This is a genomic window from Pseudomonas azotoformans, assembly GCF_900103345.1.
In the GTDB taxonomy this organism is placed as follows: domain Bacteria; phylum Pseudomonadota; class Gammaproteobacteria; order Pseudomonadales; family Pseudomonadaceae; genus Aquipseudomonas; species Aquipseudomonas azotoformans.
In genome coordinates, this window is the sequence record NZ_LT629702.1 from 4,056,496 (window position 1) to 4,076,882 (window position 20,387).

The following is a 20,387-nucleotide window of genomic DNA, read 5'->3' on the forward strand; positions in this document are numbered from 1 at the left end:
CGGAAAAAGGCCGGTGGCAAGAGCCACCAGCCATCAGCCTTCAGCTTAACGCTTGGGCTGGAGACGCAAGGTCGATGCTTACTTCAGCTCGACTTTAGCGCCTGCTTCTTCCAGCACTGCTTTGGCTTTGTCAGCGGCGTCTTTCGACACTGCTTCCAGAACCTGGGCAGGAGCGCCGTCAACTACAGCCTTGGCTTCTTTCAGGCCCAGACCGGTCAGTTCACGTACTGCCTTGATCACGTTTACTTTCTTCTCGCCAGCTTCCAGCAGCATGACGTTGAATTCGGTTTGCTCTTCAGCAGCAACAGCAGCAACAGCTGGGCCAGCGGAAGCAGCGGCAGCGGAAACGCCGAATTTTTCTTCGAAAGCTTTGATCAGCTCAACAACCTGCAGAACCGACATTTCAGCTACGGCGTTGAGGATATCGTCTTGGGAGATAGACATTGCTGTATTTCCTGAATTGGGGGACGGCCTACTCGGCCATCGAAATAAACAAAAATACGCGAGAGAAGTCGCTCAGCCTTAGGCTGCGGCAGCTTCTTTTTGCTCGCGAACTGCGGCCAGAGTACGAGCCAGCTTGCTGGTAGCGCCTTGAATCACGCTCATCAGCTGCGAAATGGCTTCGTCGCGGGTCGGCAGTGTTGCCAGTACGTCGATTTGGTTAGCTGCGAGGAACTTGCCCTCGAACGCAGCTGCCTTGATCTCGAACTTATCCTGACTCTTGGCGAATTCCTTGAACAAACGGGCAGCAGCGCCTGGATGTTCTTTGGAGAACGCGATCAGAGTCGGGCCGGTGAACACGTCGTTGAGGACACTGTATTCAGTGTCAGCAACAGCGCGTTTGAGCAGGGTGTTACGTACAACACGTACGTATACGCCAGCTTCACGAGCCTCTTTACGGAGTCCGGTCATAGCGCCTACTGTCACACCACGGGCATCAGCCACGACAGCGGACAGAGCAGCTTTGGCAGCCTCGTTGACTTCAGCGACGATGGCCTTCTTGTCTTCGAGATTAATTGCCACGGGTTTAACTCCTGCTTGTTACCGTTTCATCTGGCCGGAGCCGGATGTCGTTTTGGTGTCTGATTCGGTAAGGAACCGGGAGCACCATCTGCGTAGGCTTTTGGTTTAAGACTTGCGTCGCCTACGGTCTTGGATAGCCCCCGCCAGGCAGGGACCCCAATTTTTTTCAATTGGCGCGATCTCTCGCGTCAATCTGTGTCTTATACGTCCAACGAGCCTTGGTCGATGACCAGACCTGGGCCCATAGTGGTGCTCAGGGTAACGCGCTTGACGTAGATACCTTTCGAGGAAGCTGGCTTGATACGCTTGAGATCAGCGATCAGGGCCTCAACGTTTTCCTTCAGCTTGACGGCATCGAAGCCGACTTTGCCAACGGAGGTGTGAATGATGCCGTTTTTGTCGGTGCGATAACGAACCTGACCAGCCTTGGCGTTTTTAACCGCGGTAGCTACGTCTGGCGTTACGGTGCCGACTTTCGGGTTAGGCATCAGACCACGTGGACCCAGGATCTGACCCAACTGACCTACAACACGCATTGCATCCGGGGATGCAATAACTACGTCGTAGTTCAGGTCGCCGCCTTTCATTTCGGCAGCCAGGTCGTCCATGCCAACGCGGTCAGCGCCAGCAGCCAGAGCAGCTTCAGCTGCCGGGCCCTGGGTGAAGACAGCTACACGTACAGTCTTGCCAGTACCGTGTGGCAGCACAGTAGCGCTACGAACGACCTGGTCGGATTTACGTGGGTCAACACCCAGGTTTACAGCAACGTCAACGGACTCGCTGAACTTGACAGTCGACAGCTCGGTCAGCAGGGCAGCGGCGTCTACAAAGTTGTAGGCCTTGCCTGCTTCGATTTTGCCGGCGATAGCCTTTTGGCGCTTGGTCAGCTTAGCCATTACACACCCTCCACGTTAAGGCCCATGCTACGAGCAGAACCGGCGATGGTACGCACGGCTGCATCCATATCAGCTGCAGTCAGATCCGCGTTTTTGGTTTTCGCGATTTCTTCCAGCTGAGCACGAGTTACGGTGCCAACCTTAACGGTGTTCGGACGAGCGGAACCGCTAGTCAGACCAGCAGCCTTCTTCAACAGAACCGAAGCCGGAGTCGACTTGGTTTCGAAAGTAAAGCTACGGTCGCTGTATACAGTGATGATCACTGGAGTCGGCAGACCTGGCTCAAGACCCTGAGTACGGGCGTTGAAGGCCTTGCAGAACTCCATGATGTTCACGCCGTGCTGACCCAGAGCTGGACCGACGGGTGGGCTAGGGTTGGCCTGAGCGGCCTTCACTTGCAGCTTGATGTAAGCGGTAATCTTCTTGGCCATGAGGCACTCCAATTACGGGTTCGAACGCCTCGAAAGGCTCCCCGGTTACTTGCGCGTTTATCCCAGTGACGACAAAACCCCACAGCCTAAGGCTGCGGGGTTGGGATGCTTGCTCAGCTAGACCTTCTCGACCTGGCTGAACTCCAACTCTACCGGAGTAGAGCGACCGAAAATGAGCACTGCCACTTGGATCCGGCTCTTTTCGTAGTTAACTTCTTCGACAGTACCGTTAAAATCAGCAAACGGACCGTCTGTGACACGAACAACCTCACCCGGCTCGAACAACGTCTTCGGCTTAGGCTTGTCACTACCATCAGCAACACGACGCAGAATCGCTTCCGCCTCCTTGTCGGTAATGGGAGCAGGCTTATCAGCGGTACCGCCAATGAAACCCATAACACGAGGAGTGTCCTTGACCAGGTGCCAAGTACCTTCATTCATGTCCATCTGAACCAGCACATAGCCTGGAAAGAACTTACGTTCGCTTTTGCGCTTCTGACCATTCCGCATTTCAACCACTTCTTCAGTGGGAACCAGAATTTCGCCGAAGCCATCTTCCATGCCTGCCAGCTTTACGCGCTCCAGCAAAGAGCGCATAACATGCTTCTCGTAACCCGAGTAAGCATGCACAACGTACCAACGCTTAGCCACGGGACACCCTTAGCCAACAATCAAGGAAACAAGCCAACCGAGCAGGGAATCAAGCCCCCACAACAGCAACGCCATAACCAGAACAACAGCCACAACGATCAACGTGGTCTGCGTAGTTTCTTGGCGAGTCGGCCAAACGACTTTACGAATTTCGGTGCGAGCTTCCTTTACCAGGACCGCGAAAGACTTGCCTTTGGCAGTCTGCAGGCCTACAAAGGCAGCTACAGCAGCGAGGGCAAGCAAAGCGAGTACGCGGTACAGGATCGGCGAAGCAGAATAGTACTGATTGCCAACAACGCCTACGACCACCAAGGCGACTACTGCGAGCCACTTGACCAGATCGAAACGAGAGCTTTGAGCTTCAGCCTTAGGAGTCATCTATGAAGATCCTGTGAAAAGAAAGCCAGATACACCACGTGAATCTGGCAGGTCAGGAGGGAATCGAACCCCCAACCTACGGTTTTGGAGACCGTCGCTCTGCCAATTGAGCTACTGACCTAAAACAAAATCAGGCCGACCATTATGCAGGCCTGAAAAAGACTTTACAACAACCAACCCCACTAGACTTGAAATCATCCGACGATAAAAGCCAGATACAACACCAACAAGCCGAGGCAGCTGTTAAAACAAAGGCAGATATTTTCATATCTGCCTTGTCATATGGAGCTCTTGAGCGGATTTGAACCGCTGACCTCACCCTTACCAAGGGTGTGCTCTACCAACTGAGCTACAAGAGCGAAACACTTGCACAACCTGCAAACTTGGAGCGGGTAGCGGGAATCGAACCCGCATCATCAGCTTGGAAGGCTGAGGTTCTACCACTAAACTATACCCGCGGAGCTTGCAGCTCACGCTAAAAATGGTGGAGGGGGAAGGATTCGAACCTTCGAAGTCGTAGACGTCAGATTTACAGTCTGATCCCTTTGGCCGCTCGGGAACCCCTCCTAAGCGAGCCGGCATTTTACATTACGCCGACCTTCTGTCAAGCATTTTCTCATTTAAAAATATGAGGTTAGCTGCGTTGACCTTCGCTTCACACTGTAGACCTTAAAGGTCTTCACTGCGAAGCGGGCGCCATTCTATGCAAACTATTCGAGAGATGCAACGCCTTCGCACAACATTATTTTATGTTTTAACTCATTGAATTCCTTAGCAAGGTTTTCAAAGGGCAGATCGTCAGCCAGGCGTCGACTTTCAGGGGCTACACGCAGCCAGTAACCGGAGGCATCCGGAGTATTGAGCAATAGAAGCTTGACCTTTATATCCAGGCTTGTGAGCCGCTGCTCAACAGACTGCGCTTGACGCTCATCCGCAAAACCACCGATATACAGGCAAGTATTTTGCACTTCGGGTGTTTTCACGCGATCTCTGCGCACCACAGCATCAGATGACTCACTGAGCAGGCGGATATCCTGCTGTGAGCCCTTGTAAAGACTCAGAGGCGTTACATCTTTAGCTCGCAACGGCGCTTCCTGTTGGTGCCATATGTAATAGAAGGCGTTGAGAACAAGTAAAAGCAAAAAAAGCCAACGCATAACCACCTCAGGACAAAGGACAAGCCATCGCCAAACCAACAAACACTAGATCCGGCACGAGTCGCGCCTGCGGCACTGCATCCACCACCAAATCAGCATCCCCCCCAGTCAGGAACACAGTGAAATCATCCCCCCAGTAGCTTCGTGCCAACTCCAACTGAGTCAATACAAACCCCCTGAGCATCAGTGTACAGCCGCGCTCTACCGCCTCAACGGTCGTACGACCAGGGGAAAGGCGCTCAAGCGCCCTTTCAGCAGCCGCATCGCCATAACGTATCTTGCGCGTATGAGTTCGCAGTTGATTTCTCATGAGAGACATACCCGGGCAGATGAAACCACCCAAGTGCTCGCCATCCGCCGCAATAAAATCTGCTGTGGCTGCAGTACCAAAATCAAGCACAAGGCAAGCGCCTCGCGCGAGCTTGAATCCACCAAGCATCGCTAACCAGCGATCAAGACCCAGGCGCTCGAAATCTTCGTAGCCGTTGCGCACGCCAGCCATCGCGCGCGCGGGAGCAGCACACGAAACAGCAATACCGAATGCCTCATGAAGAGCCGCGACCAACTTGCTTGTTTCCTCCAGAGCACGAACGCTCACCAATCGGCAGCGCGTCAGCAACAATCCAGGAAGCGCCAACAGACTTTCAATCAATGCCAAATCCGATCCAACAATCCCCTCCGACGAGGCACCAGGGCTATCAGCATCAAGGACACGCCATTTGATAAAGCTATTTCCACAGTCGAGCTCAAGAATCATCACGCAACCTCAGGCTTAACTCACCACCACTGTAGACTTTCTCGACACCATCAACATTCAAACGCAATGCCCCCTGGCGATCTACTCCCAGCACAACCCCATCGACCTGGTTGACACCCGCTATGAGGGAGACTGGCCGGCCCTGCCAGGCGTGATTTTGCTCCCACTCTCCTTGAAGCGCGATAAAACCGCCTTCCCGATGCCGCTCAAGGTAGCCTTGCAGCTGTCGCCCCAATCGCGACACCAGAAGATTTCGATCCACCGGAGCCCCCGTCTCAAGCTGTACTGAGGTCCATTGCTGATCTACCTCGTCCGCCCTCTGCATATTCACGTTGATACCGATTCCGAGGACTACGTGACAGATATCCGCGGGATCCCCTACCAACTCCAGCAAAATTCCAGCAATTTTCTTCTGTCCTACCAAAACATCGTTTGGCCACTTCAGGGTCGCGCCATGTACCCCCGACTCTCGCAAGGCTTGCATGACTGCCAAGCCCACAACCAGGCTTAGTCCCTCCAATTGCCGTAGACCTGCCTCAATACGCAACACGAGGCTGTAATAAACGTTTTGTGCGAACGGACTGACCCACTTTCGCCCTCTCCTGCCTCTTCCCGCAGTTTGCTGCTCCGCGAGCACCAGGAACGGCGCCGCGCAGCCAGCCTCCACAAGCCGCAAAGCTTCAGCATTCGTGGAGTCAATGGAGTCAGAGATATGAACGGGCCATGCCAAGGATGGCGCATTCAGCGCGATCTCTTCAGCACTCAAGAACACCAGCGGTGATGCCAACTGATACCCCCTCCCTCGCACCTTGTGGATTGGCAGATTCAGCTCTGCCTCCAGGTGCTGCAGCTGCTTCCAGACAGCACTGCGACTGACGCCAAGGGCGACACCAAGTGCTTCTCCGGAGTGGAATCGGCCATCTTTCAGAAGTTTTAACAACGTCAGCATGCAAGTATCGCCTCACAATGAGGCAGGCATGATAGCCATGCGCAAGGTCATTGCATAGAAAGGGCAGACTTTAGAACTGGAGATTAAAGACACGAGCCTAATCGCACTTTTCGACCGCCCAAAACAAAACCCCTGACTGCGTTAGCAATCAGGGGTTTTGGAATTTAATCTTGACGATGACCTACTCTCACATGGGGAAACCCCACACTACCATCGGCGATGCATCGTTTCACTACTGAGTTCGGGATGGGATCAGGTGGTTCCAATGCTCTATGGTCGTCAAGAAATTCGGGTACTGAGTCGTGGCCTAGGCCTCGCTTCAGCAAATTGGGTATGTGACAGCTTTCGGTGTTTTGTGAACGTCGAACTTTCGGTTCATTTCGTCTTCACACACCGCAATCTGATGCTCGTTAGAGTAGTCAAATTGCTTGGGTGTTATATGGTCAAGCCTCACGGGCAATTAGTATTGGTTAGCTCAACGCCTCACAGCGCTTACACACCCAACCTATCAACGTCGTAGTCTTCGACGGCCCTTCAGGGAACTCAAGGTTCCAGTGAGATCTCATCTTGAGGCTAGTTTCCCGCTTAGATGCTTTCAGCGGTTATCTATTCCGAACATAGCTACCCGGCAATGCCACTGGCGTGACAACCGGAACACCAGAGGTTCGTCCACTCCGGTCCTCTCGTACTAGGAGCAGCCCCTCTCAAATCTCAAACGTCCACGGCAGATAGGGACCGAACTGTCTCACGACGTTCTAAACCCAGCTCGCGTACCACTTTAAATGGCGAACAGCCATACCCTTGGGACCGGCTTCAGCCCCAGGATGTGATGAGCCGACATCGAGGTGCCAAACACCGCCGTCGATATGAACTCTTGGGCGGTATCAGCCTGTTATCCCCGGAGTACCTTTTATCCGTTGAGCGATGGCCCTTCCATACAGAACCACCGGATCACTAAGACCTACTTTCGTACCTGCTCGACGTGTCTGTCTCGCAGTCAAGCGCGCTTTTGCCTTTATACTCTACGACCGATTTCCGACCGGTCTGAGCGCACCTTCGTACTCCTCCGTTACTCTTTAGGAGGAGACCGCCCCAGTCAAACTACCCACCATACACTGTCCTCGATCCGGATAACGGACCTGAGTTAGAACCTCAAAGTTGCCAGGGTGGTATTTCAAGGATGGCTCCACGCGAACTGGCGTCCACGCTTCAAAGCCTCCCACCTATCCTACACAAGCAAATTCAAAGTCCAGTGCAAAGCTATAGTAAAGGTTCACGGGGTCTTTCCGTCTAGCCGCGGATACACTGCATCTTCACAGCGATTTCAATTTCACTGAGTCTCGGGTGGAGACAGCGCCGCCATCGTTACGCCATTCGTGCAGGTCGGAACTTACCCGACAAGGAATTTCGCTACCTTAGGACCGTTATAGTTACGGCCGCCGTTTACCGGGGCTTCGATCAAGAGCTTCGCGTTAGCTAACCCCATCAATTAACCTTCCGGCACCGGGCAGGCGTCACACCCTATACGTCCACTTTCGTGTTTGCAGAGTGCTGTGTTTTTAATAAACAGTCGCAGCGGCCTGGTATCTTCGACCGGCATGAGCTTACGGAGCAAGTCCTTCACCCTCACCGGCGCACCTTCTCCCGAAGTTACGGTGCCATTTTGCCTAGTTCCTTCACCCGAGTTCTCTCAAGCGCCTTGGTATTCTCTACCCAACCACCTGTGTCGGTTTGGGGTACGGTTCCTGGTTACCTGAAGCTTAGAAGCTTTTCTTGGAAGCATGGCATCAACCACTTCGTTAACTAAAAGTTAACTCGTCATCAGCTCTCGGCCTTAAGATCCCGGATTTACCTAAGATCTCAGCCTACCACCTTAAACTTGGACAACCAACGCCAAGCTGGCCTAGCCTTCTCCGTCCCTCCATCGCAATAACCAGAAGTACAGGAATATTAACCTGTTTTCCATCGACTACGCTTTTCAGCCTCGCCTTAGGGACCGACTAACCCTGCGTCGATTAACGTTGCGCAGGAAACCTTGGTCTTTCGGCGTGGGTGTTTTTCACACCCATTGTCGTTACTCATGTCAGCATTCGCACTTCTGATACCTCCAGCAAGCTTCTCAACTCACCTTCACAGGCTTACAGAACGCTCCTCTACCGCATCACTTACGTGATACCCGTAGCTTCGGTGTATGGTTTGAGCCCCGTTACATCTTCCGCGCAGGCCGACTCGACTAGTGAGCTATTACGCTTTCTTTAAAGGGTGGCTGCTTCTAAGCCAACCTCCTAGCTGTCTAAGCCTTCCCACATCGTTTCCCACTTAACCATAACTTTGGGACCTTAGCTGACGGTCTGGGTTGTTTCCCTTTTCACGACGGACGTTAGCACCCGCCGTGTGTCTCCCATGCTCGGCACTTGTAGGTATTCGGAGTTTGCATCGGTTTGGTAAGTCGGGATGACCCCCTAGCCGAAACAGTGCTCTACCCCCTACAGTGATACATGAGGCGCTACCTAAATAGCTTTCGAGGAGAACCAGCTATCTCCGAGCTTGATTAGCCTTTCACTCCGATCCACAGGTCATCCGCTAACTTTTCAACGGTAGTCGGTTCGGTCCTCCAGTTAGTGTTACCCAACCTTCAACCTGCCCATGGATAGATCGCCCGGTTTCGGGTCTATTCCCAGCGACTAGACGCCCTATTAAGACTCGCTTTCGCTACGCCTCCCCTATTCGGTTAAGCTCGCCACTGAAAATAAGTCGCTGACCCATTATACAAAAGGTACGCAGTCACCTAACAAAGTAGGCTCCCACTGCTTGTACGCATACGGTTTCAGGATCTATTTCACTCCCCTCTCCGGGGTTCTTTTCGCCTTTCCCTCACGGTACTAGTTCACTATCGGTCAGTCAGTAGTATTTAGCCTTGGAGGATGGTCCCCCCATATTCAGACAAAGTTTCTCGTGCTCCGTCCTACTCGATTTCATGACTAAGAGATTTTCGCGTACAGGGCTATCACCCACTATGGCCGCACTTTCCAGAGCGTTCCGCTAATCTCAAAGCCACTTAAGGGCTAGTCCCCGTTCGCTCGCCACTACTAAGGGAATCTCGGTTGATTTCTTTTCCTCAGGGTACTTAGATGTTTCAGTTCCCCTGGTTCGCCTCTTGCACCTATGTATTCAGTACAAGATAACCATCTTATGATGGCTGGGTTCCCCCATTCAGACATCTCCGGATCAAAGTCTGTTTGCCGACTCCCCGAAGCTTTTCGCAGGCTACCACGTCTTTCATCGCCTCTGACTGCCAAGGCATCCACCGTATGCGCTTCTTCACTTGACCATATAACCCCAAGCAATCTGGTTATACTGTGAAGACGACATTCGCCGAAAATTCGAATTTCTCAATTACGAGAACTCACAAATTTTACCTTAGCCTGATCCGTTACCAGTGAAAGTAACGTTCAGTCTATCTTTCTATCACATACCCAAATTTTTAAAGAACGATCTAATCAAAGACTAGAAATCAACATTCATCACCGTCTTGGTGGAATGCTCATTTCTAAGCTTTCAAAACTTTCAGAAGCAGTAGTGGTGGAGCCAAACGGGATCGAACCGTTGACCTCCTGCGTGCAAGGCAGGCGCTCTCCCAGCTGAGCTATGGCCCCGTATTTCTACAGGCGTTTCCCACACAAAATTGGTGGGTCTGGGCAGATTCGAACTGCCGACCTCACCCTTATCAGGGGTGCGCTCTAACCAACTGAGCTACAGACCCAATTTCGAGCTACAAGGCCGACCTCACCCTGCTCTTTACCACAGAGCATGGGGTGCGCTCTAACCAACTAAGCTACATCCATCTCTGGCTGCTTCTTATCGTCTTCTTCAATGAATCAAGCAATTCGTGTGGGAACTTATGGAGCAGCTGATGTCGTCGATTAAGGAGGTGATCCAGCCGCAGGTTCCCCTACGGCTACCTTGTTACGACTTCACCCCAGTCATGAATCACACCGTGGTAACCGTCCTCCCGAAGGTTAGACTAGCTACTTCTGGTGCAACCCACTCCCATGGTGTGACGGGCGGTGTGTACAAGGCCCGGGAACGTATTCACCGCGACATTCTGATTCGCGATTACTAGCGATTCCGACTTCACGCAGTCGAGTTGCAGACTGCGATCCGGACTACGATCGGTTTTATGGGATTAGCTCCACCTCGCGGCTTGGCAACCCTCTGTACCGACCATTGTAGCACGTGTGTAGCCCAGGCCGTAAGGGCCATGATGACTTGACGTCATCCCCACCTTCCTCCGGTTTGTCACCGGCAGTCTCCTTAGAGTGCCCACCATTACGTGCTGGTAACTAAGGACAAGGGTTGCGCTCGTTACGGGACTTAACCCAACATCTCACGACACGAGCTGACGACAGCCATGCAGCACCTGTCTCAATGTTCCCGAAGGCACCAATCTATCTCTAGAAAGTTCATTGGATGTCAAGGCCTGGTAAGGTTCTTCGCGTTGCTTCGAATTAAACCACATGCTCCACCGCTTGTGCGGGCCCCCGTCAATTCATTTGAGTTTTAACCTTGCGGCCGTACTCCCCAGGCGGTCAACTTAATGCGTTAGCTGCGCCACTAAAAGCTCAAGGCTTCCAACGGCTAGTTGACATCGTTTACGGCGTGGACTACCAGGGTATCTAATCCTGTTTGCTCCCCACGCTTTCGCACCTCAGTGTCAGTATTAGTCCAGGTGGTCGCCTTCGCCACTGGTGTTCCTTCCTATATCTACGCATTTCACCGCTACACAGGAAATTCCACCACCCTCTACCATACTCTAGTCAGTCAGTTTTGAATGCAGTTCCCAGGTTGAGCCCGGGGATTTCACATCCAACTTAACAAACCACCTACGCGCGCTTTACGCCCAGTAATTCCGATTAACGCTTGCACCCTCTGTATTACCGCGGCTGCTGGCACAGAGTTAGCCGGTGCTTATTCTGTCGGTAACGTCAAAATTGCAGAGTATTAATCTACAACCCTTCCTCCCAACTTAAAGTGCTTTACAATCCGAAGACCTTCTTCACACACGCGGCATGGCTGGATCAGGCTTTCGCCCATTGTCCAATATTCCCCACTGCTGCCTCCCGTAGGAGTCTGGACCGTGTCTCAGTTCCAGTGTGACTGATCATCCTCTCAGACCAGTTACGGATCGTCGCCTTGGTGAGCCATTACCCCACCAACTAGCTAATCCGACCTAGGCTCATCTGATAGCGCAAGGCCCGAAGGTCCCCTGCTTTCTCCCGTAGGACGTATGCGGTATTAGCGTCCGTTTCCGAACGTTATCCCCCACTACCAGGCAGATTCCTAGGCATTACTCACCCGTCCGCCGCTCTCAAGAGAAGCAAGCTTCTCTCTACCGCTCGACTTGCATGTGTTAGGCCTGCCGCCAGCGTTCAATCTGAGCCATGATCAAACTCTTCAGTTCAAACATCTTTGGGTTTTTAAGAAACCCTAAACTTGGCTCAGCAATCGTTGGTTACATCTTTGATTTCTCGCGGAGTAACTTGTGATGCTGATAATCTTGTTGACTATCAGTCTGACTCCACAAGCACCCACACGAATTGCTTGATTCAGTTGTTAAAGAGCGGTTGGTTAAGATGTTTCGTCTCAACCGAGGCGCGCATTCTACAGCAGCCTCATTTGCTGTCAAGTGATTATTTTCAGAAGTTTTCGAAGATTTCTTCAACAACTTCAACCACTTGCGCTTCCGATCTCTCGTTAGCGGTAGGCGAATTCTACAGCGTTACACGCTGCTGTCAACACCTCTTTTCTCCACTTTCGACCGAGAGGATCGAAACGTTAATAGAGCCAAACAACACTGCTCTACCAACTCCTTCTGGACTTCGATGATCTGAAGCAAGTCGCTGTCGAATTCCGCGTAACTCTTTGTTTACCAAGGAATTTTCCGTTTCGACTGCGCCGGAAGTGGGGCGAATTATAGACAGATATAATTCGCCGTCAACACCTAATTTCAGTTTTATTCGGATTTGAGCGTAATACGCGCAAATGACTTCTTCCCAGCCTGACAAACGTGGGTAGCACCTAGCTCGTATATAAAGGTGCGATCCACAACCTCACCATCTATACGCACACCACCCGAGCCCAGAAGGTCGCGTGCAACTGCCGAGTTCTTAACCAGGCCCGCCTTATTAAGCACAGCAGCAATCGGCATCGCCTCGGCAGCAGACAGCTCGATCTCCGGCAGATCATCAGGCAGCTCCCCATCCTTCATGCGATTACCCGCAGCGCGGTGAGCGTTGGCCGCAGCATCTTCACCATGGAAACGCGCAACAATCTCTTCCGCCAGCTTAATCTTCACGTCACGCGGATTAGCGCCTGCCTCTACATCAGCACGCAGCGCATTGATTTCATCCATCGACCGGAAGCTCAGCAACTCGAAGTAACGCCACATCAAAGCATCAGGAATCGAAACCAGCTTGCCGTACATAACGCCCGGCGCCTCCTGGATACCGACATAGTTCCCCAGGGACTTGGACATCTTCTTGACGCCATCCAACCCTTCCAACAACGGCATGGTCAGGATGCACTGGGCTTCCTGCCCATATGCACGCTGGAGCTCACGCCCCATCAACAGGTTGAACTTTTGATCAGTGCCGCCCAGCTCAACGTCCGCACGCAACGCTACCGAGTCATAGCCCTGAACCAACGGATAGAGGAACTCGTGAATGGCGATCGGCTGATTGGTGGAGTAGCGCTTGTCGAAGTCATCACGCTCAAGCATGCGCGCAACAGTGTACTGAGAGGTCAAGCGAATGAAGTCCGCCGGCCCCATCTGATCCATCCAAGTGGAGTTGAACGCCACTTCGGTCTTGGCCGGATCGAGAATCTTGAATACCTGAGTCTTGTAGGTCTCGGCATTATCAAGCACCTGCTCACGGGTCAGCGGCGGACGCGTGGCGCTCTTGCCGCTCGGATCACCGATCATTCCGGTGAAGTCACCTATAAGGAAGATGACCTGGTGCCCCAACTCCTGGAACTGGCGCAGCTTATTAATAAGCACGGTATGCCCCAGGTGCAGATCCGGCGCAGTCGGATCAAAGCCAGCCTTAATACGCAGGGGCTGACCACGCTTGAGCTTTTCGATCAGCTCAGCTTCGACCAACAGTTCTTCCGCACCACGTTTTATCAGCGCTAGCTGCTCTTCAACCGACTTCATAACAGACCCGCAAGGCTCAGATTCAAAAGGGAACCAACCATACAAGATCAGGGACTAATTACAAGTTTTGCCCTGCGAACGGACACCGTTCAGCAAGCCCAGCGTTCGCGAGCTTGCGCCACAGATGATTTGGTTATATTTTATACAGTTATTTCATCTTCATCATGTCATTCATCTTTTCCATTTCATCTTCAAAGTCAAAATTACCTATGACCACTGAACCGTCTAAAGCGCCGCCGCTTTACCCGAAGACCCACCTGCTCGCCGCAAGTGGTATCGCTGCCCTTCTCAGCCTGGCACTCCTGGTATTCCCTTCCAGTGACGTAGAAGCCAAACGAACATCCCTGAGCCTTGACCTGGAAAGCCCAGTTGAACAACTGACACAAGATCAAGACGCTTCCGACGCGCAGCAAGCCACAAACGCGGCCACCGAATCGCCGTTCGCCCAGATAGAAAGCAGTCCCGAAGACACCCAACAAGCTACCCAGAGCTCATCAGCACCTGTTGCCGACGCGGCCAAGAACCCTCAGCACCGCGAAGTCATCGTGGCCAAAGGCGATACGCTATCGACCCTGTTCGAGAAAGTTGGCCTTCCCGCTACCACGGTCAATGAAGTACTCGCCAGCGACAAACAAGCCAAACAGTTCACTCAGCTCAAGCACGGCCAGAAGCTCGAATTTGAATTCACCCCCGATGGCCAGCTGAACAACCTGCACAGCAATGTCAGCGACCTCGAAAGCATTACTCTGACAAAGGGTGCCAAAGGCTTTGCCTTCAATCGCATCACCACCAAACCGGTCATGCGCTCCGCCTACGTACACGGCGTGATCAACAGCTCCCTGTCACAATCCGCCGCGCGGGCAGGCCTGTCCCACAGCATGACCATGGATATGGCCAGCGTGTTCGGCTACGACATCGACTTCGCTCAGGACATCCGCCAAGGCGACGAATTCGACGTGATCTACGAGCAGAAAGTCGCCAATGGCAAAGTCGTCGGCACCGGCAACATTCTCTCCGCACGCTTCACTAACCGCGGCAAGACCTACACCGCCGTGCGTTACACCAACAAACAAGGCAACAGCAGCTACTACACCGCCGACGGCAACAGCATGCGCAAGGCCTTCATCCGTACGCCGGTGGACTTCGCTCGTATTAGCTCGCGTTTCTCCATGGGTCGCAAGCATCCAATTCTGAACAAAATCCGCGCCCACAAAGGGGTCGATTACGCCGCACCACGTGGCACGCCGATCAAGGCAGCCGGTGACGGTAAAGTCCTGTTGGCAGGGCGTCGTGGCGGCTACGGCAATACCGTGATCATCCAGCACGGCAATACCTACCGTACGCTGTATGGCCATATGCAAGGCTTCGCCAAAGGCGTGCAAACCGGCGGCACCGTGAAACAAGGCCAGGTGATTGGCTATATCGGCACTACCGGGCTGTCCACCGGTCCGCACTTGCACTATGAGTTCCAGGTCAATGGCGTTCACGTCGACCCACTGGGCCAGAAACTGCCCATGGCCGACCCGATCGCCAAGGCTGAACGCGCCCGCTTCATGCAACAGAGCCAGCCGTTGATGGCGCGCATGGATCAAGAGCGCTCCACCCTGCTGGCTTCGGCGAAGCGTTAAGTATGGCGCTCTATATCGGTGTGATGTCCGGGACCAGCCTTGATGGCCTGGACATCGCCTTGATCGAGCAGTCCCCGGCGATCAAGCTGATCGCCGCACACTACATTCCCATGCCCGATACCCTGCGCACCGAGCTGCTTGCTCTTTGCGCCAGCGGGCCGGATGAGATCGCCCGCTCAGCCATTGCCCAACAGAACTGGGTAAATCTTGCTGCTCAAGGTATCCACGCTTTACTCGACCAGCAAAACCTCAAGCCCCAGGACATTCGCGCGATTGGCAGCCATGGCCAGACCATCCGCCATGAACCCGCCCGGGGCTTTACCGTACAGATCGGCTACCCGGCCTTGCTCACCGAGCTCACAGGCATCACGGTGGTCAGCGATTTCCGTAGCCGCGACGTCGCCGCCGGCGGCCAGGGCGCCCCATTGGTCCCTGCGTTCCATGAAGCACTGTTTGGCGAGCACAGCGGTAACCGTGCCGTATTGAATGTTGGAGGTTTCAGCAACCTCAGTCTGATTGAGACCGGCAAACCTGTAGCCGGCTTCGACTGCGGCCCAGGCAACGTCCTGCTGGATGTTTGGATTCACCAGCAACGCGGTGAACACTTTGACCGTGATGGCCATTGGGCGGCCAGCGGCAAGGTCGAGCCTGCGCTACTGAACGCCCTGCTCAGCGACCCTTTCTTCGTGACCACGGGCCCCAAGAGCACCGGCCGCGAAGTGTTCAATCTGGCGTGGCTGCACCAACACCTGGGTCGCTTACCAACATTCGAGCCTCAGGATGTTCAGGCCACCCTGCTGGAACTGACCGCACTGACCGTCACCGAGTCCCTGCAGTCTGCCCAACCCCAGACCGAAACACTGCTGGTGTGTGGTGGCGGCGCCCACAACGCCACGCTGATGAATCGCCTGGCCGCCCTGCTACCGTCAATTCAAGTCAGCAGCACCGCCGCCTACGGCGTAGACCCCGACTGGGTCGAGGCCATGGCCTTCGCCTGGCTGGCCCATTGCTGCCTCGAAGGTATCGCAGCCAACCGCCCAAGTGTCACCGGGGCACGAGGACTTAGGGTACTGGGCGCCATCTACCCAGCGTAAAATCTCCAGACAGCAAAACGCCGCTTGGCCCATCACAGCCAAGCGGCGTTTTTGCATCCGCTACCGATCAGATCGAGAACGAAGACCCGCAACCACAGGTGGTTGTAGCGTTAGGGTTCTTGATCACGAAACGCGAACCCTCCAGACCTTCCTGGTAATCCACCTCAGCACCTGCCAGGTATTGGAAGCTCATCGGGTCCACAACCAGGCTCACGCCCTCGCGCTCAACGATGGTGTCATCATCGGCCACATCTTCATCGAAGGTAAAACCGTACTGAAACCCTGAACAACCGCCGCCCGTAACGAATACGCGCAGCTTCAAGCGATCATTACCCTCTTCATCGACCAGGCTCTTCACCTTGTGCGCAGCACCGTGGGTGAATTGCAAAGCCGTGGGGGTGAAGGATTCAACGCTCATGCTGATAATCTCCCGGCGTAGCGCCGCCATATGCGTAATGCCCGGCATTATCCGCTTCTCCTAGAAAAGCGGTCAACTATTGTTACGGTATATCAATCTGCGCTGTCGCCATTAAAAACACAAAAGGCCCGATCAACGGGCCTTTTGCTTAGCGACGAAACAGCCTTAAGGCAGCATGCCCGCGTGGGACAGGCCCAACTTCTCATCCAGGCCAAACAGGATGTTCATGTTCTGCACCGCCTGGCCGGACGCGCCCTTGACCAGGTTATCGATCACCGACAACACCACGACCAGGTCACCATCCTGCGGGCGGTGCACGGCAATCCGGCACACGTTGGCACCGCGCACGCTGCGGGTTTCCGGATGGCTGCCGGCCGGCATCACATCGACAAACGGTTCGTTGGCATACCGTTTTTCGAACAGCGCCTGCAGGTCGACCGAGCGATCGACCACAGTGGCGTACAACGTGGAGTGAATGCCACGGATCATTGGGGTCAAGTGCGGAACGAAGGTCAGGCCCACATCCTTCCCAGCCGCACGGCGCAGCCCCTGGCGAATTTCCGGCAAGTGACGATGCCCTTTTACCGCATAAGCCTTCATGCTTTCCGACGTTTCAGAGTACAGCGAACCGACCGCAGCACCACGACCGGCACCGCTGACGCCCGATTTGCAGTCCGCGATCAAGCGCGAAGCGTCCGCCAGCCCCGCTTCCAGCAATGGCAGGAAGCCCAACTGTGTGGCGGTTGGATAGCAACCTGGCACCGCAATCAGGCGCGCTTGCTTGATCTGTTCACGATTCACTTCCGGCAGGCCGTACACCGCCTCTTCCAACAACTCCGGCGCGCCGTGCGGCTGGCCGTACCATTTGGCCCACTCGTCAGCGTCCTGCAGACGGAAGTCCGCCGAGAGGTCGATGACCTTGGTACCCGCAGCCAACAGTTCACCGGCCAGCGCATGGGCAACCCCGTGCGGCGTGGCGAAGAACACCACATCGCAGGCGCCCAAGGTCTTGATGTCCGGCACGCTGAACGCCAGGCCGTCATAGTGGCCTCGCAGGTTCGGGTACATATCGGCCACGGCCAGCCCGGCCTCGGATCGGGAGGTGATGACCACTACCTCAGCTTGCGGATGCTGAGCCAACAGACGCAGCAATTCGACACCGGTATAACCCGTGCCGCCGACGATACCGACCTTGACCATAAACCTGCCCTCAACGAACCCACTGGAAAGCCGTCGATAATAGGGGCCGTATCGTCCTGCGACAACCGTCAACGTGACGTACGGGCGCATGAGCCACTACTATCTTCAGTTACCGTGAACCTGGGAATAACTAGAAATGCTCTATCTATGGATCAAAGCCTTCCACATCGTCAGCATCGTCTGCTGGTTTGCCGGGCTGTTCTACTTGCCACGCCTGTTCGTCTACCACGCCCAAAGCGAGGACACCGTCAGCAAAGAGCGTTTCAGTGTCATGGAGCGCAAGCTGTACCGCGGCATCATGGGACCGGCAATGATTGCCACGCTGATTTTCGGCGGCTGGCTGATCTACCTGAACCCAAGCATCTTTCAGTCGGGCGGGTGGATTCACGCCAAGCTGACCCTCGTCGTATTGCTCATCGGCTACCACCATATGTGCGGCGCGCAGGTAAAACGCTTTGCCCGTGGCGAAAACACCCGCAGCCATGTCTTTTATCGCTGGTTCAATGAAGTGCCCGTTCTGATATTGCTGGCTATCGTAATTTTGGTCGTGGTCAAACCGTTCTAACTTCAATTACTCGGGGTACCTCCAATGTCGCTGCCCGCTCTGCTTGAACAACGTCTGCGCCTGCCCGTCGTGGCGGCGCCGATGTTCCTCATCTCCAACCCGCAACTGGTCCTGGCGTGCTGCCGCAATGGAGTGGTCGGGAGTTTTCCGGCGCTCAACCAACGCGAAAGCAGTGGTTTCAAGGCCTGGCTGGAAGAGATCGAAGCGGGCCTGGCGCTGCTGGACAACCCTGCGCCTTACGCCGTCAACCTGATCGTGCACCACAGCAACCCACGGCTGGAGGCAGACCTGGCGATCTGCGTCGAGCATAAAGTGCCGATCATCATCACCAGCCTGGGGGCGGTCAAAGAGCTGGTGGACGCCGTGCACAGCTACGGCGGCCTGGTGTTCCACGACGTCACCACCCGCCGCCATGCCGAGAAGGCCGCCGAAGCCGGCGTGGATGGCCTGATCGCCGTCGCCGCAGGCGCCGGCGGGCATGCCGGCACCTGGAGCCCATTCTCGCTGATTGCCGAGATTCGCCAGTTCTTCGACAAAACCCTGCTGCTAGCCGGCTGCCTCAACCACGGGCATGAGATACTCGCCGCCCAACTGCTGGGCGCGGACCTGGCCTATTTCGGCACGCGCTTTATCGGCACCACCGAAAGCCATGCCCCGGATGCGTATAAAGAGATGCTGCTCACATCGCGCGCCGCCGACATCGTGCACACTCCCGCTGTCTCCGGCGTACCCGCCAGCTTTATGCGCCAGAGCCTGGAAAACGCCGGTTTCGACCTCGCCGCGCTGCAAGGCAAAGGTGAAGTCAACTTCGGCTCCAAGCTCAAGCCGTTGAGCGATGAGGCCAAGGCCTGGAAGACTGTATGGTCGGCCGGCCAAGGCGTCGGTGAGATTGATGATTTGCCCAGCGTCGATGAACTCGTTGCCCGCCTGGATGCCGAATACCGCAAGGCACGCGAACAGGCCGCGCACCTGCGCTGGCCACGCTGACCCAACCGCCAGGCCTGCCGACTGAGCAGGCTTGCACCACCTCCCTGAACAAGTGACAAGGAAGCCCGCATGAGCGACAACCGTTTCAAGATTGTGTTTGATGGAGCCTTGCTCCCGGGTGTCGAAAGCACCACGGCCAAACTGAACCTGGCCGAGCTGTTCAAGAGCGAAGTCGAAGCCATCGAGAAGCTCTTTACCGGCCGCCCGGTGGCGCTCAAGCGCGACCTGTCCCGCCCGGATGCGGAAACCTACCTCACCGCGCTGAAAAACGCCGGTGTCGACGCACGTATCGAACCTGAACAGCCCGTGGCCTTCAGCCTGGCCGAAACCCACGAGACGGATTCCGGCCCCTCTGACTTCGCTCGTCCGGCCGCCTCACCTTATGCTCCTCCCCGCGCAGCAGTAGGTGATGACCTGCCGGAGTACTCCACTCTCAAAGTCTTCACTATCCATGGCCGCATCGGTCGCCTGCGCTACCTGGCATGGACCCTGGTGCTGACCCTGGCGATGCTGGTTGCGGGCGGCATCATCAGCACCGTCAGCTTTGCCGTGGCCACCGCATCACCGATTGCGGGCACCATCATCGGTGTACTGCTGGGTCTCGCGCTGTTTGTGGCGCTGGTGTGGGTCAGTGTGCAGATCGGCGTGCAGCGCCTGCATGACCTGGGCTGGTCGGGCTGGTTGTACCTCCTCAACCTGGTGCCACTGGTGAACAGCGTCTTCCCGATCCTATTGCTCGTATTGCCGGGCAATGCGGGCGCCAACCAGTACGGTGCACCACCGCCACGCAACTCCACGGCGGTGAAAGTCCTGGCGGCACTGTGGTTGGCGTTTATTCCGGTGATGCTGGCCGTCGTGGTCACCCTGGGCATGAACGGCTACCTGAACCAGCTCGAAGCCAACATGGACAGCAGCTATGAAAGCAGCTCCATCACCTCCGATGAAGACGCTGATCAAGCTACGACTGTAGAAGAAGACGAAGCGCAAAGTGCTGATGAAGCAGACGAACCTGTAGACTCTCCGGAACAGTGAAGAAACGC

General features: G+C 54.9%; 17 protein-coding genes, 6 tRNA genes and 3 rRNA genes. 5 read left to right on the forward strand and 21 right to left on the reverse strand.

The features are described 5' to 3' along the window. Window positions 1-78: 78 nt before the first annotated feature. The 19 genes from rplL to tyrS all read right to left on the reverse strand — a co-directional run bounded on the left by rplL (window position 79) and on the right by tyrS (window position 13,455). Entirely contained in the window at window positions 79-444 is a 366-nt protein-coding gene (gene rplL, locus BLR69_RS18370) for a 50S ribosomal protein L7/L12 (RefSeq protein WP_003210093.1), read from the reverse strand. A gap of 78 nt (window positions 445-522) precedes the next feature. Continuing rightward, on the reverse strand, window positions 523-1,023 hold the full coding sequence (gene rplJ, locus BLR69_RS18375; RefSeq protein WP_016969477.1) for a 50S ribosomal protein L10: 501 nt from the start codon (window positions 1,021-1,023) through the stop codon (window positions 523-525). Between the two features lie 200 nt (window positions 1,024-1,223). Next, window positions 1,224-1,919 carry a 50S ribosomal protein L1 gene (gene rplA / locus BLR69_RS18380; protein ID WP_003232403.1) on the reverse strand — a complete coding sequence of 232 codons (696 nt, stop codon included), beginning with the start codon at window positions 1,917-1,919 and terminating at the stop codon, window positions 1,224-1,226. Further along, the gene (gene rplK, locus BLR69_RS18385) at window positions 1,919-2,350 is read right to left on the reverse strand and encodes a 50S ribosomal protein L11 (RefSeq protein ID WP_003176435.1); all 432 of its coding nucleotides are present in this window, start codon (window positions 2,348-2,350) and stop codon (window positions 1,919-1,921) included. Before rplK ends, rplA begins: the two co-directional genes overlap by 1 nt. Before the next feature lie 117 nt (window positions 2,351-2,467). Beyond that, on the reverse strand, window positions 2,468-3,001 hold the full coding sequence (nusG, locus tag BLR69_RS18390; RefSeq protein WP_003176436.1) for a transcription termination/antitermination protein NusG: 534 nt from the start codon (window positions 2,999-3,001) through the stop codon (window positions 2,468-2,470). 9 nt (window positions 3,002-3,010) lie between these two features. Beyond that, window positions 3,011-3,379: a preprotein translocase subunit SecE gene (gene secE, locus BLR69_RS18395; protein ID WP_003194658.1), complete on the reverse strand. Its 369-nt coding sequence runs from the start codon at window positions 3,377-3,379 to the stop codon at window positions 3,011-3,013. Between the two features lie 45 nt (window positions 3,380-3,424). Beyond that, a tRNA-Trp gene (locus tag BLR69_RS18400) sits at window positions 3,425-3,500 on the reverse strand. 162 nt (window positions 3,501-3,662) lie between these two features. Beyond that, window positions 3,663-3,738 (reverse strand) — tRNA-Thr (locus BLR69_RS18405). 25 nt (window positions 3,739-3,763) lie between these two features. Next, window positions 3,764-3,837: transfer RNA gene (locus tag BLR69_RS18410), tRNA-Gly, on the reverse strand. Between the two features lie 24 nt (window positions 3,838-3,861). Continuing rightward, a tRNA-Tyr gene (locus BLR69_RS18415) sits at window positions 3,862-3,946 on the reverse strand. 143 nt (window positions 3,947-4,089) lie between these two features. After that, complete coding sequence (locus tag BLR69_RS18420; protein WP_071493736.1) at window positions 4,090-4,536, reverse strand: hypothetical protein; 447 nt, start codon at window positions 4,534-4,536, stop codon at window positions 4,090-4,092. A gap of 7 nt (window positions 4,537-4,543) precedes the next feature. Next, window positions 4,544-5,293 (reverse strand): pantothenate kinase, encoded by a 750-nt coding sequence (locus tag BLR69_RS18425; RefSeq protein WP_071493737.1) that lies wholly within the window; start codon window positions 5,291-5,293, stop codon window positions 4,544-4,546. Beyond that, window positions 5,283-6,242: a bifunctional biotin--[acetyl-CoA-carboxylase] ligase/biotin operon repressor BirA gene (gene birA / locus BLR69_RS18430; protein ID WP_071493738.1), complete on the reverse strand. Its 960-nt coding sequence runs from the start codon at window positions 6,240-6,242 to the stop codon at window positions 5,283-5,285. The genes BLR69_RS18425 and birA overlap by 11 nt, the downstream gene beginning before the upstream one ends. A gap of 168 nt (window positions 6,243-6,410) precedes the next feature. Continuing rightward, a 5S ribosomal RNA gene (gene rrf, locus BLR69_RS18435) occupies window positions 6,411-6,526 on the reverse strand. Window positions 6,527-6,681: 155 nt separating this feature from the next. After that, window positions 6,682-9,573: ribosomal RNA gene (locus BLR69_RS18440) — 23S ribosomal RNA — on the reverse strand. A 249-nt stretch (window positions 9,574-9,822) separates the two neighbouring features. After that, window positions 9,823-9,898 (reverse strand) — tRNA-Ala (locus BLR69_RS18445). A gap of 30 nt (window positions 9,899-9,928) precedes the next feature. Then, window positions 9,929-10,005: transfer RNA gene (locus BLR69_RS18450), tRNA-Ile, on the reverse strand. Between the two features lie 161 nt (window positions 10,006-10,166). Further along, window positions 10,167-11,703 (reverse strand): 16S ribosomal RNA (locus BLR69_RS18455). The 16S, 23S and 5S rRNA genes sit together here with 2 tRNA genes alongside, the layout of an rRNA operon. A 552-nt stretch (window positions 11,704-12,255) precedes the next feature. Beyond that, window positions 12,256-13,455 (reverse strand): tyrosine--tRNA ligase, encoded by a 1,200-nt coding sequence (gene tyrS, locus BLR69_RS18460; protein WP_071494294.1) that lies wholly within the window; start codon window positions 13,453-13,455, stop codon window positions 12,256-12,258. 209 nt (window positions 13,456-13,664) lie between these two features. Between tyrS and BLR69_RS18465 the strand changes: the two genes are divergently transcribed. Then, a complete protein-coding gene (locus BLR69_RS18465) occupies window positions 13,665-15,083 on the forward strand; it encodes a peptidoglycan DD-metalloendopeptidase family protein (protein WP_071494295.1) in 1,419 nt (472 codons plus the stop codon). A gap of 2 nt (window positions 15,084-15,085) precedes the next feature. Beyond that, window positions 15,086-16,177, forward strand: a complete 1,092-nt coding sequence (locus tag BLR69_RS18470; protein ID WP_071494296.1) for an anhydro-N-acetylmuramic acid kinase — start codon at window positions 15,086-15,088, stop codon at window positions 16,175-16,177. A 67-nt stretch (window positions 16,178-16,244) separates the two neighbouring features. Here BLR69_RS18470 and erpA read toward each other — a convergent pair whose 3' ends face one another. After that, on the reverse strand, window positions 16,245-16,595 hold the full coding sequence (gene erpA / locus BLR69_RS18475; RefSeq protein ID WP_003176443.1) for an iron-sulfur cluster insertion protein ErpA: 351 nt from the start codon (window positions 16,593-16,595) through the stop codon (window positions 16,245-16,247). 165 nt (window positions 16,596-16,760) lie between these two features. Then, complete coding sequence (gene argC, locus BLR69_RS18480) at window positions 16,761-17,795, reverse strand: N-acetyl-gamma-glutamyl-phosphate reductase (RefSeq protein WP_010206935.1); 1,035 nt, start codon at window positions 17,793-17,795, stop codon at window positions 16,761-16,763. A 136-nt stretch (window positions 17,796-17,931) separates the two neighbouring features. On the opposite strand from argC, the gene hemJ reads away from it, so the two are divergent. The 3 genes from hemJ (at window position 17,932) to BLR69_RS18495 (ending at window position 20,379) form a co-directional block, all read left to right on the forward strand. Further along, a complete protein-coding gene (hemJ, locus tag BLR69_RS18485; RefSeq protein WP_071494297.1) occupies window positions 17,932-18,360 on the forward strand; it encodes a protoporphyrinogen oxidase HemJ in 429 nt (142 codons plus the stop codon). A gap of 24 nt (window positions 18,361-18,384) precedes the next feature. After that, window positions 18,385-19,347: an NAD(P)H-dependent flavin oxidoreductase gene (locus tag BLR69_RS18490; protein WP_071494298.1), complete on the forward strand. Its 963-nt coding sequence runs from the start codon at window positions 18,385-18,387 to the stop codon at window positions 19,345-19,347. A gap of 69 nt (window positions 19,348-19,416) precedes the next feature. Next, window positions 19,417-20,379, forward strand: coding sequence for a DUF805 domain-containing protein (locus BLR69_RS18495; RefSeq protein WP_071494299.1), 963 nt, complete (start codon window positions 19,417-19,419; stop codon window positions 20,377-20,379). Window positions 20,380-20,387 lie beyond the last annotated feature (8 nt).